This window comes from Chitinophaga horti, assembly GCF_022867795.2.
GTDB lineage: Bacteria > Bacteroidota > Bacteroidia > Chitinophagales > Chitinophagaceae > Chitinophaga > Chitinophaga horti.
Map to the genome: position 1 here is coordinate 5,709,814 of NZ_CP107006.1, position 16,732 is coordinate 5,726,545.

At 49.3% G+C, this 16,732-nt stretch carries 16 protein-coding genes; 10 read left to right on the forward strand and 6 right to left on the reverse strand.

Annotation, left to right across the window (positions count from 1 at the left end):
* Positions 1-38 precede the first annotated feature (38 nt).
* Positions 39-914, forward strand: coding sequence for an AraC family transcriptional regulator (locus MKQ68_RS23150; protein ID WP_264281138.1), 876 nt, complete (start codon positions 39-41; stop codon positions 912-914).
* Positions 915-1,201: 287 nt separating this feature from the next.
* On the opposite strand, the gene MKQ68_RS23155 is transcribed toward MKQ68_RS23150, so the two are convergent.
* The 4 genes from MKQ68_RS23155 to kbl all read right to left on the reverse strand — a co-directional run bounded on the left by MKQ68_RS23155 (position 1,202) and on the right by kbl (position 5,694).
* Positions 1,202-1,969, reverse strand: a complete 768-nt coding sequence (locus MKQ68_RS23155) for a tetratricopeptide repeat protein (protein WP_264281139.1) — start codon at positions 1,967-1,969, stop codon at positions 1,202-1,204.
* Between the two features lie 12 nt (positions 1,970-1,981).
* Positions 1,982-2,986 carry a VWA domain-containing protein gene (locus MKQ68_RS23160; protein WP_264281140.1) on the reverse strand — a complete coding sequence of 335 codons (1,005 nt, stop codon included), beginning with the start codon at positions 2,984-2,986 and terminating at the stop codon, positions 1,982-1,984.
* 191 nt (positions 2,987-3,177) lie between these two features.
* Complete coding sequence (gene blaOXA / locus MKQ68_RS23165) at positions 3,178-3,975, reverse strand: class D beta-lactamase (RefSeq protein ID WP_264281141.1); 798 nt, start codon at positions 3,973-3,975, stop codon at positions 3,178-3,180.
* A 516-nt stretch (positions 3,976-4,491) separates the two neighbouring features.
* Positions 4,492-5,694, reverse strand: coding sequence for a glycine C-acetyltransferase (kbl, locus tag MKQ68_RS23170; protein WP_264281142.1), 1,203 nt, complete (start codon positions 5,692-5,694; stop codon positions 4,492-4,494).
* A 284-nt stretch (positions 5,695-5,978) separates the two neighbouring features.
* Between kbl and MKQ68_RS23175 the strand changes: the two genes are divergently transcribed.
* The 8 genes from MKQ68_RS23175 to MKQ68_RS23210 all read left to right on the forward strand — a co-directional run bounded on the left by MKQ68_RS23175 (position 5,979) and on the right by MKQ68_RS23210 (position 12,832).
* Positions 5,979-6,464: an RNA polymerase sigma factor gene (locus MKQ68_RS23175; RefSeq protein WP_264281143.1), complete on the forward strand. Its 486-nt coding sequence runs from the start codon at positions 5,979-5,981 to the stop codon at positions 6,462-6,464.
* Between the two features lie 24 nt (positions 6,465-6,488).
* On the forward strand, positions 6,489-7,289 hold the full coding sequence (locus MKQ68_RS23180; RefSeq protein WP_244836651.1) for an anti-sigma factor family protein: 801 nt from the start codon (positions 6,489-6,491) through the stop codon (positions 7,287-7,289).
* Positions 7,290-7,318: 29 nt separating this feature from the next.
* On the forward strand, positions 7,319-7,498 hold the full coding sequence (locus MKQ68_RS23185) for a hypothetical protein (protein ID WP_244836652.1): 180 nt from the start codon (positions 7,319-7,321) through the stop codon (positions 7,496-7,498).
* 22 nt (positions 7,499-7,520) lie between these two features.
* Positions 7,521-8,447, forward strand: a complete 927-nt coding sequence (locus MKQ68_RS23190; RefSeq protein WP_264281144.1) for a PorT family protein — start codon at positions 7,521-7,523, stop codon at positions 8,445-8,447.
* Positions 8,448-8,607: 160 nt separating this feature from the next.
* Positions 8,608-9,078, forward strand: a complete 471-nt coding sequence (locus MKQ68_RS23195) for an insulinase family protein (RefSeq protein WP_264281145.1) — start codon at positions 8,608-8,610, stop codon at positions 9,076-9,078.
* Positions 9,027-11,540, forward strand: coding sequence for a M16 family metallopeptidase (locus MKQ68_RS23200; protein ID WP_264281146.1), 2,514 nt, complete (start codon positions 9,027-9,029; stop codon positions 11,538-11,540). Before MKQ68_RS23195 ends, MKQ68_RS23200 begins: the two co-directional genes overlap by 52 nt.
* 113 nt (positions 11,541-11,653) lie before the next feature.
* On the forward strand, positions 11,654-12,202 hold the full coding sequence (locus MKQ68_RS23205; protein ID WP_244836660.1) for a L,D-transpeptidase family protein: 549 nt from the start codon (positions 11,654-11,656) through the stop codon (positions 12,200-12,202).
* 129 nt (positions 12,203-12,331) lie between these two features.
* Entirely contained in the window at positions 12,332-12,832 is a 501-nt protein-coding gene (locus MKQ68_RS23210) for a hypothetical protein (protein WP_264281147.1), read from the forward strand.
* 236 nt (positions 12,833-13,068) lie between these two features.
* On the opposite strand, the gene acs is transcribed toward MKQ68_RS23210, so the two are convergent.
* Positions 13,069-14,982 (reverse strand): acetate--CoA ligase, encoded by a 1,914-nt coding sequence (gene acs, locus MKQ68_RS23215; RefSeq protein ID WP_264281148.1) that lies wholly within the window; start codon positions 14,980-14,982, stop codon positions 13,069-13,071.
* Positions 14,983-15,066: 84 nt separating this feature from the next.
* Complete coding sequence (locus MKQ68_RS23220; protein ID WP_264281149.1) at positions 15,067-16,218, reverse strand: tetratricopeptide repeat protein; 1,152 nt, start codon at positions 16,216-16,218, stop codon at positions 15,067-15,069.
* 84 nt (positions 16,219-16,302) lie between these two features.
* On the opposite strand from MKQ68_RS23220, the gene MKQ68_RS23225 reads away from it, so the two are divergent.
* On the forward strand, positions 16,303-16,653 hold the full coding sequence (locus MKQ68_RS23225; RefSeq protein ID WP_264281150.1) for a DnaJ domain-containing protein: 351 nt from the start codon (positions 16,303-16,305) through the stop codon (positions 16,651-16,653).
* The last annotated feature ends 79 nt before the right edge of the window (positions 16,654-16,732 follow it).

The window sequence follows — 16,732 nt, forward strand, 5'->3', positions numbered from 1 at the left end:
CTGCCGGGCATTTCCCGATTTTTTGTTTCCTTTATACTATGCCGAACCCTAAAGCCATATCTGAAATTCCCTATCAACAGCTCCCGCTTAAGGGACAGTTCTCCGTATTTGATCTCGGGGCCTTCGCCAATGAGCTAAGCCGATTCCCGCATACGCACGAAACTTTTGAAATTATCTGGTTTACAAAAGCCAAAGGCCAGCATGTGGTCGATTTTGTGAGTTATGAGCTGGAGGACGATATGTTATTCTTCCTGCGGCCGGGGCAAGTACACCAGGTGCTGGACAGCCGCCGCGAAGGCCATGTGATCGTGTTCACCGAGAAGTTTTTCTTTTCTAACAAACATGAGCGCGATACCCAGTTCGATCTTACTTCCCTGTTCGACTATTCGCAGGCCTATGCGCCCGTGCGTATCCGGCCGCAGGCAGCCAATGCCGCGCTGGGACTTATAGAGCTGATGTACGCGGAAGCGGCGATCACCGATCCGAAATACAGTCGCAGTATCCTCAAAAATCACCTGAATGCCTTTTTATTGTTGGCAGAACGTGAAAAGCGGAGCAACCTCGCCAACACGATCAGTGAAAAAACGCAGTTCGATAACCGGGTACTGCAACTGCGGCACATCCTGGAACAACATTTCAGAAAAGAGCACCAGGCTGCTTTTTACGCGGATGCCGTGGCGCTGACCCCTAAACGGCTGAGTGAGATTACTAAAGATGCGGTGGGCAAAACCGTTACCGAAATGCTGCACGACCGCCTGGTGCTGGAGGCCAAACGCCAGCTCGCCTATAGCCAGCGTTCGGTCAAAGAAATCTGCTATGAGCTTGGTTTTGAAGACCCTGCGTACTTCAGCCGCTTCTTTCGGAACCATACCGGTTACTCGCCCCACGACTTCAGGGATGCGATGTTCAAATAGTACCAGTTAATTGCTGTTTTGTCCAATAATGTGGGGGCGGCAGCCCCTAACTTTGCATGCGATCCGCGAACGGGAACCATGCTTAGCTTCATTCATCGTGCGATTGGAAATGAGATTGAATGAATGGAGTCGCTGTCAACATAAATAAGTCAAGGTTACCACAGAATCAATAGAGAGGTTTTTATTATCAAGCTAAATCCGGTACCTGTTACCGGATTTTTGTTTATGAGAGAAAAAGAAAAGTCCCCGCTGTTTCCAGCGGGGACTCGTATTTTGAAGGCGGTGAGCTACCAGTCTTTGTCGGTTGTAACCGGCCGGCCTTTGATCTTTTTCGCTTTATCCTGCAGTTTCTTTTCCTCCTGCGCCAGGGCTTTTAACAGGTTCTCGGCTTCCTGCTGGCTCAACTTGCTGGGCATTGGCTGCGGCTTTTTGTCCTGCTCGTCTTCTTTATCACCATCTTTCTCATCCTGCTTGTCTTTATCTTTCTTATCCTTGTCCTCATCTTTTTTGTCTTTATCCTGGTCTTTCTTGTCTTTGTTCTTATCGTCTTTTTTATCCTTGTTGTCTTTCTTGTCTTTATTATCCTTGTTGTCTTTGTTCTGCTGTTGTTGCTGCTGCTGTTTTTTCAGCATTTGTTGAGCATAAGCAAGATTGTAGCGGGCGGCTTCATCCTGTGGATTGGCTTTCAGCGCTGCTTTGTACGACTGGATACTTTCTTCCCACTTCTTTTCTTCCATAAAAGTGTTGCCGGAATTATAGTTCGCATCTGCCTTCACCGCTTTACTGGTGGCTATTTTGGCACTGCTGGCGTATTGTTTACGGGCATCGTCGAAACGTTTTTGTTCGTACATCGAGTTGCCGAGGTTGTAATTACCCTCTACCGAAGCCTGGTCTCGTTCGATCGCTTTTTTATAAGAAGTTTCCGCTTCTTTATACTGCTTTTTCTGGTACTGGTCGTTGCCCTGGCGGATCAGCTTATTGCTGCTCTGTGCAGAGGCGCCTGCCGCCATCAGCAGCAGAAAAGCCAGTACATATATCGGCGTAAGTTTCTTCATCATCATTCATTTTTAAGCTGCCTGTTTACTTGGGCGCACTTCGGGAACAAACATTTCCAGCACCAGTAACACCAGGCAAATACCCAGGAAGTATTGAAAGTAGCTGTTATAGTCGGTAAAAATATTTTCACCAAAGGCCTTCTGCTCCATACCGTCTATTTTGGCGGCGAGCGTACTTACCACATCCTCGGCATCGTCCAGGTGTTGGTATACACCGCGGCCGGCGGCGGCCAGGGAGCGAAGTTCTTCTTCATTTAGTTTGGATATCACAGTCTTGCCTTCACGGTCCTTTTTAAAGCCGCCCGTTTCCGCGTCGGGGAGTGGGGAGCCGGAAGTGGAACCTACACCTACGGTGCTGATCACCACGCCATCTTCAAAAGCCTTCTTGGCTGCGCTGATGGCGCCCTCGTCATGGTCTTCACCGTCGGAGATAATGATGAGTGCTTTATGTTTACGTTCCTTCTTATTGAACGCGTCGTTGCTGATCTTAATTGCCTCGGCGATTTCCGTACCCTGCGTTGGGATCATGTCGGGCGTAACGGTGGACAGGAACATACGGGCGGCGGAATAATCGACCGTAAGTGGCATTTGCAGGTAGGCGTTGCCGGCGAATACTACCAGGCCAATGCGATCATTGTCCAGCTTTTCCATCAGGCGGTTGATCATCTGTTTGGCACGCGTAAGCCTGTCGGGCTTTACATCGGAAGCGAGCATACTTTTACTTACGTCCAGCGCGACGATTACGTCTACCCCTTTACGCGTAATCTTTTCCATACGGCTGCCTTTTTGCAGGTTTGCCAGCCCTACGGCGCCGAAAAAGAAGGCGATAAACACCAGTATGAACTTCAGGGTGAAGAGTTTGCGGGAGTAACCGGTAAATAGCTTTTCCACCAGTTCGAGATCGCCGATACGGCGAATGGAACGGCGTTTCCACCAGGTGATGGAGATAAAAGCGGCCAGCAGCACCAGTAACAGCGCGAGGGCCCAAAGGTATTCTGTATGTTGAAAACGTAGCATGTTGTAAGTTGTGCGCTATCGACGAGCGATATGGCTGCCTTCAAAAATAATTTTTTTATCCTTGTTTGCAAGAGGCCCTGAAAGTTATTTATGAGTTTTTTAACGAATAACTTCGGGCAGATGTGATGCCGGCCAGCAAAAAGGGCTGCCCTTTCACAGGCAGCCCTTGATTTATAAGTTAAGAGAGAACCTTACATCAGCTCTTCTTCTGTCAGAATCTTTTTCAAAATATCCATCCGGATTTTCGGAATGTCCAGGCTTTCATCTTCGGTTTCGAAGTTAAGCACGAAGAAAGACGGGCGGCCATCGTTCTCGATCCAACCTGTGATCCAGGCGATGTGTTTTGCGCCGGCGCGGCCCCAGCCTGTTTTGTAGCTGAGTTTATATTTAGGCGTCGTTTCCATGAGCATCATGTTACGCACGAACTCCATATTCGTTTTGGCAAAAGGTAACTGGTCGAAATAAAGCTTTTTCGCAAAGCCAAGCTCTTCGTCCGGTGTGATCTTCAGCGAATTATCGAGCCAGAAAGTATCGATGCGGCTGATTTTCATATTGCCGTATTTTACCGTATCGAGCCAGTGTTGCATGTTGTCGCGGCCAATGCGGCGGGCAACCTCCTGGTAATAGGGTACTGATGAGGCCTTAAACGCCTGCTGCATGCTCAGGTCCTGGTTCCAGGCGGGTACTTCGCGCGGAATGCTGTCCCACTTGATCACGTAGCCGGTATCGCTGATAGCACCTGTTTGCAGTGCGATCAGGGAGTTGAGGATCTTAAAGGTGCTGGCAGGTGTAAATGCCTGTTGGGCACGCTCCATGTTGTATACTTTAAAGTTGCCCCGGCCATTGTCGAACAGCATGAAAGTGCCCTCGATTTTGTACTCGGCAAAGTATTTTTCCCAGCTTTTTTCGGTGTGCACGTTGTTTGGTGCGCAGGCATTCAGCATTAATCCAGCCGCCAGTAATATCCAGCCAAAAAGTTTCATCAGCATAATTGTTTAACGGTGCAAAAGTAAGGTAACATAGGGGATTTACTTGCAATCGCCTTCAGATGTATCGTTCATTGCTGTCTTGTTGGATTCATTCAGGAGTAATATCGGAGTATCATCGGGATAACAGCGGAATATAATACCAATATTAGTGGAGAAAAGGTGGAGATATAGTGGATTTGAGGCGGATTTAATGTGGACTTGATCATGTTATCTTATTGATCGTCAATCAGTTATGATCCAGACGAATAAGCTATTGTCTTGATAGTCAATTAGTTGTGTTGATAATACATCTTTTTTATGCCAGCCGACTGGTAGTATTTTAGCTGATAGGTCTTTGCAGGATCCTCCGATGATCCTTGTTCTCCATGACCGGGAAAGGAGGAGTTGTTTCGCTGAATAGGGAACCTGCGGTACAAGTGAGTGACACAGCGGCGGCTGAAAAGTGCTACCATGGCTGGTAAACAAAAAGGGTCGTCTTATAAAAGACAACCCCTTACTCCATTTATCAATTTAAAATCAAACAGCTGCGTTCTCTTTAATTACGCCCAGTTCGCGACCCACTTTGGTAAAGGCGGCAATGGCCTGATCCAGATGGTGTTGCTCGTGCCCGGCACTCAGCTGCACACGAATGCGCGCCTGGCCTTTTGGCACAACGGGGTAAAAAAAGCCGATAACGTAAATGCCTTCCTGTAACAATTTGTCAGCAAACTGCTGGCTCAGTACGGCGTCATACAGCATTACGGGTACGATCGGGTGGTCGCCGGGCTTAATGTCAAAGCCGGCTTCCGTCATTTTAGAACGGAAATATTTTGTGTTGTTTTCAAGCTTATCGCGCAGTTCGGTGGTTTCGCTCAGCATGTCCAGCACCGCGATGGATGCGCCTACAATGCTGGGAGCCAGCGAGTTAGAGAACAGGTACGGACGGCTGCGCTGACGCAACATGTCGATCACTTCTTTTTTACCGCTGGTAAAACCGCCGGATGCGCCACCCAACGCTTTACCGAGGGTGCCGGTAATGATGTCGATACGGCCCATTACGCCACAGTATTCGTGGGTGCCGCGACCGGTTTTGCCCATAAAGCCGGAGCAGTGGCTTTCGTCGATCATGACGATCGCATCATATTTATCGGCCAGGTCGCAGATTTTGTCGAGCTGGGCCACGGTGCCGTCCATGCTGAAAGCGCCGTCGGTAACGATAATGCGGCTGCGCAAGTGTTGCGACTCCTGAAGTTTGGCTTCCAGGTCGGCCATGTTGTTATGTTCATAGCGGTAGCGCTGTGCTTTACACAGGCGAACACCGTCGATGATAGAAGCGTGGTTAAGCGCGTCGGAGATGATCGCGTCCTGCTCGTTGAACAGGGGCTCGAAAACACCGCCGTTGGCGTCGAATGCCGCCGCGTAGAGGATCGTATCTTCGGTTCCGAGGAACTGGGCAATTTTCAACTCAAGTTCGCGGTGGATGTCTTGCGTGCCGCAAATGAAGCGTACACTGCTCATACCGTAACCGCGGCTGTCGAGTGCTTTGTGGGCAGCTTCCAGTACTTTGGGGTGGCTGGAGAGGCCGAGGTAGTTATTGGCGCAAAAGTTAATTACGGTTTTACCGTTCACCTCAATCTCGGCGCCCTGGTCGGAATTAATAATGCGTTCCCTTTTAAATAAACCCGCGGTTTCGATCTCACTCAGCTCCTGGGTAATCCTTTTGGAAAAGTTCTGGTTCATGATAGCTTGCTTTATGGCCTGGTACAAAGTTAGAGGATAAATGTATCATCATATTCCCGGGGCCGGTCTCCCTTTCTCCGGATTGTAAAAAAGTTTGACGAGTATGTAACATTTAGTTGCCGCTCTGCGTCATATAATTATCATTACTGCTTGAAGTAGCCTGTCGAACATACCGGATCCTGTATCCAACGTATTGATAACCGGTGACTTAGAAGTTTGGTATAAGCAGGATGCAGGATATAATCGTATTTGTCGGACCTTTGCAATATTAGTCAACATCCGGAATGACCGAAAAGGAGTACAACAAATGCGTTGATCTGTATGCCGACAACCTTTTTCGCTTTATTGTGAAGAACCTGGAGCACGGGGAGGATGCGAGGGATGTGGTACAGAACGCGTTTGAAATTTTATGGAAGCATTGTAGTGATGTGCCTTTAGAAAAGGCCAAGAGCTACCTGTTTACCGTAGCGTACCATAATATGATCGACCACGTGCGCAAAGTGAAGCGCATTACGTTGGTAGACCAGTTTAAGGAAGAGGACCGTGTATCCGAACAAAAAATGCACAATGCACGTAGTGTATTGGAAGGCGCCCTGAACCGGCTGAGTGAGGTGCAACGATCTTTAATCATGCTTAAAGATTACGAGGGATACAGTTATGAGGAGATTGGAGAGATTATGAACCTGAACCCTTCGCAGGTGAAGGTTTACCTGCACCGGGCACGTACTCATTTAAAGGAATACCTGGTGCGCATTGATAATGTTATATAAATTTGCCATTTAACTGAGATGTCTGTGGACATTAACATATCGAACTACGAAGAATACCTGCTGAGCTACATCGATGGTGAGCTGGCTGGTAACGAACTGGCCGCACTGAAAGCGTTCCTGGAGCGTCATCCTGCCATTAAGCAGGAGCTGACATTGCTGGAAAGTACTAGGCTGAAGCCGGAGGAGAGTGGGTTTAGTTTCGGCAACAAGGCCATGCTGTATCGCGGTGGGCCTGTTAATATGGGGAATTACGAAACTTACCTCCTGAGTTATATCGATAACGAATTGTCGCCGGAAGACCGGCAGCTGTTTGAGCAGTTTGTTCGCCAACACCCGCAGGTGAAACAGGAAATGCTGCTCTGGAATGCCACTCGTCAGCACCCGGATACATCAATCGTTTTCGAGAACAAGGCGCTCCTTTACCGTCAAACCACCCGCACCAGGACGTTGCGCCCTGTTTATTGGTGGTCGGCGGCGGCAGCGATCGTAGCAGGTTTGCTGGTATGGCAACTGCCACGTGAGGCCAGCCCGGTAGTTGCACCGCAGGTGGCGGCCGTTCAGCAGGAAGATCATACGCCTGCAGCGACCCCGGAAGTAGCGGTAACGCAGCCCCGGCCTGAAGAACAGGAAGTGACGGCGCCTAAAACAACACTAAAAACAAAACCTGCCACTAATGTGGTGGTGGCGAAAGCCGATAAAAGCGAAGATAAAACCAGTGTAACACCTACGGCGCCGCTCACCGCGAGTGTAAGCGCCCCGGAACCGAAGCTGGTAACAACGGAAATTGTGGCTACAAAGCCCCCGAAAACAGGCAAACTGCTTTAGCGCAGGACCTGGAACGCCCGGTAACCGGGGTGAAGGAACCGGTGATAGCGGCAGCGCCTCAGCAAGATAAGTCGCAGGAGGCTACCGTGGCAGCGGCGGCCGCGCCCATACAGGGCGAACTGTTTATGTCGGTAAGCAGTAGCGGCGACTCTAAACTGATGAACGGCGTCACAAATGTCGCGCGCTTCTTTTCTAAAAAGCGGAAATAACACATGATGATCAATTAAGGATATGAAGTATAAAATTTTACTCGTGCTGGCTATCTTAGGTATGGCTTTGGAAGGGATGGCACAGGTGCAGACGTCCGATACCGTGCAGATAAAACAGCTTATTATTGTTAAAACCAAAGACGTTAAAGGCCGTAGCAACTACAAGTTATACCAGGACACGGCCTATCTGCGTAACCGGCTGAAGAAGAACGTACATACCAAATGGCTGGTGTTCGATCTCGGCTTCAATAACTACGTGGATAAAAGTAAATACTACGAAGCCCTGGCGCTCAGTTATTATCCCGCGAATAACTTCCAGAACAGTGTAGGATTTTACGACAATCATGTGTCCAAATCATACGACTACTCGGCCTCGGGATTAAACACCTTTGCGCCTCGTACGACCAGCGCGCCGCTTACGCCTACAGAATTTCGGGTGTTAACGGGCAAATCGGTAAACTTTAATGTGTGGCTGTTTATGCAGCGTTTGAATATCTACAAGCACAAATTCAACCTGCAATACGCGCTGGGCCTTGAAATGAATAACTATCATTTCGCACGGGGCATCACTTATCAACCGGGTTATCCCACTACGATCGTGCGCGATTCGGTAACCTTTAGTAAGAACAAATTATTCGCACAATACCTGACGGTGCCATTGATGTTGAACTATACTTCCAATCCTGCCCGGCCGGGCCGTGCTTTTAAAGCCAGCTTTGGCCTGACTGGCGGCTACCTGCTGAAAGCGCGTACAAAACAGATCAGCGAGGAGCGTGGTAAGATCAAACGTACCGACGACTTTAACCTGAACAAATGGCGTGCAGGGTTTACGGGAGAACTGGGTTACGGTCCGGTGAAATTTTACGGCAACCTCGCCTTTACGCCTTTGCATGACTACGGGTTAGAACAGTTCCCGTTTGCCATTGGGGTGCGATTAAACGGATTTTAATTTTGATTCATAGTATGTTCAAAGGCTCGCTCAGGCGGGCCTTTTGATTTTCAGGGAAGCCACATTGCCACTTATCCTGCCTAAAGGGTGAAAATCCCGCTTGTTGTGGTTGATATGCGCGAAGGAACCTATATTTGGTCATCTAAAATCAACCACCATTATGAAAATGTTTAAACTCCTCTTCATCACCCTGTTTGCCGGCGCAGTCAATGTGTCTGCCCAATCGGCGTGGAAAGAGGCAACCTCGGGAGGATATACCTACAAGTATATTCCCTCCGACCCCATGAAGGCACGGTTTTATACCCTGAAAAACGGGCTCACCGTGATCCTGAGCGTGAACAATAAGGAACCACGTATCCAAACGCTGATTGGCACCCGCGCCGGCAGCAACAGCGATCCGGCCGACCACACCGGCCTGGCGCACTACCTGGAGCACCTGCTGTTCAAGGGTACAAGTATGGTTCGCTGGACTGGGCAAAGGAAAAACCTTACCTGGACAAGATCGAATCGCTGTACGACACGTACAATCGTACTACCGACAATGCGAAGCGTGCAGACATTTACCGGCAGATCGACAGCGTGTCGGGACTGGCGGCGAAATATGCGATCGCGAACGAGTACGACAAAATGATGGCGGGCATGGGCGCACAGGGCACCAACGCGCACACTTGGGTAGAAGAAACGATTTACGAAGAAGACATTCCATCCAACGCCGTAGGCAAGTTCTTGGCCGTACAGGCAGAGCGTTTCCGCAATCCAATCTTCCGCATCTTCCATACCGAGCTGGAGGCTGTGTATGAAGAGAAGAACCGCGGACTGGACGACGACGGTCGTAAAATGTACGAGCTGATGCTGTCCACCGTATTTCCTACACACAACTACGGGCAGCAAAGCACGATCGGTACCGTAGATCACCTCAAAAACCCTTCGTTGAAAGCGATTCGCGCGTTTTACAACAAGTATTACGTGCCGAACAATATGGCAGTGGTCATGGCGGGCGACTTCAATCCCGATTATGTGATTAAACAGGTGGATAAAAGCTTTGGATACATGAAGCCGAAGCCGGTAACGGAATACAAAGCCCCGCCGGAAAAGCCTATCACCGCCCCCATCGTGAAAGAGATTTACGGTCCGGACGCCGAAAACGTTAACCTGGCGTTTCGTTTGCCAGGTGCGCTGGACACCCGCGCTGCCGTAGTGGCTACTGCCGTTTCGCAGGTATTGTCCAACGGCAAAGCAGGCCTTTTTGACCTGAACCTGAACCAGCAGCAAAAACTGTTGCGCTCAAGTGTAAGCCAGTTAAACTGGAAAGACTATTCCGTGTTTATGCTCGCAGGTAACGCCAAGCAGGGTCAAACCCTCGACGAGGTACGTGATCTGTTGCTGTCGCAGATAGATATATTGCGTAAAGGCGATTTTGACGAGTCGCTTCTAAAAGCTATCGTAAACAACTTTAAGCTGTACGAAATCCAGGGACTCGAAAGCAATAATAACCGCGCCAACAGCCTGATGGACGCGTTCATTAAACACCGCGGCAACAACTGGAATTACGATGTAGCGTTCATTGACGATATGAGCAAAGTGACCAAAAAAGATATCGTGGACTTTGCCAACAAATATCTCGCGAACAACTACGTAATCCTTTACAAACGCCAGGGAGAAGATAAAAGCATTGTGAAGGTGGATAAGCCGTCGATCACCCCGGTTGAAGTAAACCGCGACGCGCAATCGGAATTCCTGCGTAAGATCGGCGAAATGCCCGGTACCCCGGTACAGCCGCAGTGGCTGGACTTTGACAAGGATATCCAGAAAGGTAATATTGGTGCCGCCAGTTTCCTTTCTGTGCAGAATAAAGATAACGGCTTGTTCCGCCTCAACTACCTTTTCGACCAGGGTTCCTGGCACAATAAGAAGCTGCCTTTAGCCATGCAGTACCTGCGTTTCCTGGCGACCGATAAATATTCTGCGCAGGAAATCAGCCGTGAGTTCTACAACCTGGCCTGCTCTTACAAGATTGGCAACGAGCTGGGGCAGGAGTATACGCAGATCGAGATTTCCGGTTTGCAGGAAAACTTCGACCAGGCAGTTACTTTGTTCGAGCATATGCTGCGCAACTGTAAGCCCGACGAGGCAGCACTCGTAGCGATGAAAAACCGCACAAAAAAGGGCCGTGCAGACGCTAAACTGAATAAGACGTATGTAATGCGCGGACTGGTGAATTATGCCATGTACGGGCCTCAGAATCCGTTCAATCACAACCTTTCCGATGCGGAGCTGGATGCGATAACGGCGGATGAGTTGGTGGCGATCTTACATGACCTGCCAAACCAGAAACATTCGGTTGTGTATTATGGTCCGGAAGCAGCTGGTGTAGCGAGTGCGCATATTGCGAAACTGCATAGCATCCCAGCCTCTTTTAAAGCCGGTCTGCCAGCAGCTAAGTTCCAGAAAACGACCCAAACGGCTAACCAGGTTTTGTTTGCAGAATACGACATGGTGCAGGCTGAGGTTAACTGGGTGCGTACCGGGGCGACTTATGAGCCGGCGACCGTACCTGTTGTAGAGTTATTTAATGCTTACTTCGGTGGCGGTATGGGATCGATCGTATTCCAAACCATCCGCGAATCGAAAGCGTTGGCGTACTCTACCTACGCGGTATATTCAGCGCCGGACAAGAAAGACGATAAATATGCCGTAGTGGCGTATGTGGGTAGCCAGGCCGATAAAATGAGCGAGGCGATCGGCGGCATGAACGAGCTGCTGAACGTATTGCCCGAATCTGATAAAGCATTGGCTACTGCGCGTGAAAGCATCAGGCAGGGCATTGAAACAGAAAGGGTCGTTCAGGATGCGATCATTTTCAGCTACCTGAAGTCGCAGCGCCTGGGGGTGGATCATGATTTGCGTAAAGATACCTATGCGGCGATTAATAAGCTGGGTTTCAAGGACGTAAAGCAGTTCCACGACGCCAATCTCGCCAACAAGGCTTACACCTACTGTATTGTAGCATCTGAAAAGAATGTAAAGCAGGACGAACTCAAAAAGATCGGTGAGGTGAAAAAGCTGAGCCTGGAAACGTTGTTCGGCTACTAAATAATTGATATCAAATTAAGTAAGCGGGAGAAGAGGGGGAGCCTTTTCTCCCGCCTCGTTTATACCACAATAAATTTTTATCATGTTACGTTATTGGAGTGATTTTAACTCCTATGAAGAAATTGATCCGTTACTGCCTGTTGGTGTTATTATTTCCCCTGTGCAGTTTTAACAACGAAAGTGACTTGTATACCGTTCGTCTGAAACCATCCCTCATCGATGGCAGTAAAGTGTTTCTGCTGGTAGATAAAAGCGAATATCGCATGTACCTTTACGAAGATGTTACGTTGCTGAAGATCTACAAAGTAGTGTTTGGCAATAAAGATCAGTCGGACAAACAAGTTCAGGGTGACCGCCGCACGCCGGAGGGTACCTTCCGCATTCTTTCTAAACGTATGGACAATCGCTGGAATCGCTTCATGCTGCTGGATTATCCCAACGCAGAATCGTACCAGAAGTCGCGCAGCCGTGGGGTAAGTGCCAATACCGACCTGGGTGGCGGAATCGGCATTCATGGGGTAGAATCCGCCTCGGGTATCAACGATGTGTATGTGGAAAGACGTGTAAACTGGACGCTGGGCTGCGTAAGTATGAAAGACAGCGATGTGGCGGAACTCTATAACGTGGTAAAAGTGGGTACACCAGTAGTGATCAGGCGATAATTACATATTGCAACTTATTGAAACGCGCAGTGGACTTATGTCTGCTGCGTTTTTTTATGTCATAGTGATAAAACCATAGTCCTTATTTGTTCCGTAAATGGGAAGATAGCAGTACAAAACCACCAGTTTATGAAAACGAACGCAACCCTGAAGCTGTACCTGTTGTTAACCACCCTATTCATCAGTTTTTCAGCCTGTAAAGATAAAGATGAGGCGCCCATGGGCTCCAAGGCTTACCAGTATATGGTCAACACCGGCAAATACGGCGCTGCCTATGTTGGCTCGCATGCTATGACGATTGCCACAGAAATTACGGTGGAAGAGCTGCCTGCCGGAAAGTCGCGGATCGTGGTACTGTTAACGAACACCACGATGGGTAAAACCTACCAGGTGAATTTCTACACGGCAATGGAGGGTAGCGCTGCGTTGTTTGAGCAGATACCTAAATACACAGTGGCGGTGACGGGCAACGGGCCTTTGGCGACAGCCAGTACGATCGTTTCCGATTCATTCGATAAAATTACCACTGAATGGAAGGGATATGCGGTAGTGCATGATCCCGGGCAAACGTATAGTGCGACTAACTTTGCAACGTTTCTTATTATCGGGAAGATGAATATGCCGGAATAAAGGTTGGGTCTATAAGAAAAGAGGCTGTCTCATGATGATGAGCAGCCTCTTTTTATTTCGGAGCCTGGTAGGCAGTTTATTTATGATGATGCATCTTTTTATTCGCAGCCTGATGGAGGCTGGCGATTCTTGTCTTTATCGTGCTTGATGGAGACAGGCCGTTGATTTATGATGATGCTTTTTTTGCGGCCAGAGAGCAACAGACAAGCCTTGATCAATGATGCATCTTTCGTTATTTACAGTCTCCCTTCTTTTATTTCATCCACCACACCCGGGTCCAGCAGGGTGCTCGTATCGCCAAGTTTGTCTGCTTCGCCTTCGGCTATTTTCCGGAGGATGCGACGCATGATTTTACCAGAGCGTGTTTTGGGCAGGCCACTCACGAACTGGATCTTATCCGGTTTCGCAATAGGACCGATAATGCGTGAAACGGTTTGCAGTATATCCTTTCGCGTTAGTTCGGGATCATGTACCATCTTTTCGGATATCACGAAGGCATAAATACCCTGCCCCTTGATATCGTGCGGGTAGCCTACTACTGCACTTTCCACCACGCCGTGATGCATGTTGATCGCATTCTCTACTTCGGCGGTGCCAATACGGTGGCCGCTTACGTTCAATACATCATCCACGCGGCCCGTAATGCGATACATGCCGTCTTCATCGCGCAGACAGCCGTCACCTGTAAAGTACAGGTTGTCGTACGTAGAGAAGTACGTTTTGCGGCAGCGTTCGTGGTCGCCATAAGTGGTGCGCAGCATACCTGGCCATGGGAACTTTATACACAGGTTGCCGCTAACGCCGTTACCTTCTATCTCCTTGCCGTTTTCATCTACCAGTATGGGTTGTATGCCGGGTAGCGGGAGTGTTGCGTAGCCCGGCTTTTCTGGCGTTACACCGGCAATCGGCGTGATCATAATACCGCCTGTTTCGGTCTGCCACCAGGTATCTACGATAGGCGCTTTGCCCTTGCCGATATGGTCTTTAAACCAATGCCAGGCCTCTTCGTTGATTGGCTCGCCAACAGATCCGAGTTTGGTGATGGAGGTGAGGCTTTTGTGATTCACCGGTCCCAGGCCAAAGCTCATGAGGCTGCGTATGGCTGTAGGCGCGGTGTACAGTATGTTTACACGGTATTTGTCGACAATGTCCCAGAAGCGTCCTGCATCGGGATAAGTGGGTACGCCTTCGAACATCAATGTGGTAGCACCGGCGCTGAGCGGGCCGTACACAATGTAGCTATGCCCGGTGATCCAGCCGATATCCGCCGTGCAAAAATAAACCTCGCGGGGTTGATATTGGAAAGTATTTACGAAAGTATAGTTGGCGTACACCATGTAACCACCGCAGGTATGCACAACGCCTTTCGGTTTGCCGGTGGAGCCGGAGGTGTAGAGGATGAAGAGCATATCTTCCGCATCCATTTCTTCAGCGGGACAAGCCGGGTTGCCCATGGTTTCTACTTTTTTGATCTCATCTTCCCACCATACATCGCGGCCTTTGAGCATGCTCACAGGCGTGCGGGTGCGTGTGCAAACGATCACACGTTTTACGGACGGGCAGGCCATGAGAGCGTCGTCGATCACCGCTTTAAGTGGAATATCTTTTGCTCCACGGAAAGCGCCGTCGCAGGTAATTACAACGTTACATTGCGCGTCCAGTATACGATCGGCAATAGATTGTGCGCTGAAGCCGCCGAAAACAACAGAGTGAATAGCGCCTATGCGAGCACATGCCAGTACAGCGATGGCCAGTTCGGGGATCATACCCATGTATATACAAACACGGTCGCCTTTCTTTACGCCGTTGTTCTTAAGTACGTTGGCGAACTGGCAAACCTTGTTGTAAAGGTCACGATAAGTAATAACGCGGTGGTGTTCTTCCGGATCGTTGGGTTCCCAGATAATTGCTGGTTGGTTGCCCAGTGTGCCCAGGTGGCGGTCAAGACAGTTCTCCGTGATGTTGAGCTTTGCGCCCTGGAACCATTTAACGTCCGGTTCGCGGAAGTTCCACTCGAGTACTTTGTCCCACTTTTTTCTCCAGTAAAAATGATCTGCTACATTGGCCCAAAAGCCCTCAGGGTCGGTTACGCTTTCGCGCCAGGCCTGCTGATATTCTTCTAACGATCTGATCTGATACGGATATGACATAGATGCTTCCTAAATGTTTGTAAAGAGTTTCAATAACGAGACGATAAATTTAGGAAACATCTGTGAGTAATACTAGTGCCGCTGCTAATTCGTTAGCTGCTTCATGCGGTCGCGCACAAAGCGGTGGATGGCCGAATCCTGCGCATCTTCGGGTTTGGCGCGAACGAAGTATTGGTGATAATACTTTCGGGCCGCAGTGGTGTTGCCAAGATAGGCGTCGTAAATCCGCCCGATCGCATATTGTCTTTGTGGGTTCCTGAACAGGTAGTAAGCGCTATCCTGGTAGGCAATGGCGGTTTTATATTGCTTCACCTTTTCGTAGTTGTCGGCCATGGCGCCATAGTAATCCTCCAGGTTTTTTGACTTAGCCAGGTTCACACACACATTAAGCAGGTCGTTGCTTTTGTCATACTGCTTAAGCGCGCTATGGGCAAGCGCTCCGTAATAAAGCACCATTTCCGGCGCCTGGTTCATGAGCTGCAGGTATTCGTATGTTCTGATGCAAAGTTCATATTGGCGATCGTAGTATGCCGCGGCGGATACATAAGTGAACGTGAGCGGCGACATTACATGCGATTGCATCAGGTAATTGCCGATGGTCGTCACCCGTTTATATTGCCGCTGGAAATAGGCAGAGCGCACGGCGGCAGCCGTTACCTGGAACTGCGTGGAATCCATGGCCAGGAAGGTGTTTAAAACGCTGTCTGCCTGTACATACATTTTACGGTCTACATACTCGTTGCCCAGACTGCCGATGGTTTTGGCGTCTTTCGGATTCAGCCGTGCGGCTTCTTTCAAAAAAGTGAAGGCGGAATCCGGCTTCTTCGCTTCGGCACAGGCGTGGCTGAGTAGTTTATGGTAATTGGCACTGCCGGGTTGCAGTGCTATCAGTTTAAAGTAATGATGAACTGCTGCCTCCGGCTGGCTGCGCTGCATTTGTATGCCTCCCAGGTAAAAGTGTGCCTGCGTGCTATTGGAGTCGAGGGATAAAACCTGGTGAAATGTTGTTTCGGCCTCTGAGAACTGCGCCGACATATAATAGCAATAACCGAGCGTGCTGAGTTGTTTTGCGTTATCGGGCTCCACGCGCTCCTTTAGGTAAATAGCCGCCTGGTCGTACAATTGTGATTGCATGTATTCCATCACGATAGCAGGATTCACTGGGTCCTGCATCTGGGCGTTGGCAAAAACGGGTAGCAGCGCCAATAGGAGGGAGGTAGTAACAATACATTTCATGCTCAAATGTTTTATTGTATCAATATTAAACTAAATAATTAGTTTTTAAAAGAAGAATTTAGTTTAGTTTGATTTTGATGCGTCTTGCTTAGTTTTATAGCGATGAAGGATTATTACCAGGTACTTGGAATACCGCGCTCAGCGAACATGGCGGACGTAAAAGCCGCCTACCGACGTCTGAGTAAGCAATACCATCCTGATGCACACGGAGGTGAAGAGGCCTGGCTGCCGGAATTTCGGGAAGTGCAGGAGGCATACGATGTGCTGTCCGACGCACAGCGCCGGCCGGTGTATGACCGTTTGCTGGCGGACGGAGTGCTTCATTCGCCGGTGGTGACACGGGTATACGTTCAACGGCGTTCGGTGAACATCCGGTACATTGCGGTGGCAGTAGTGTTGTTAGTGATTCTTGTGCTGATGCTGTTGGAGCTTTGATCGTTCTGGTCGTCGTACAATTGCGCGAAGCCTTTGACAGCTGTGCGCTGGCTTAACGCAGGGGCCGACACTTCCGGCA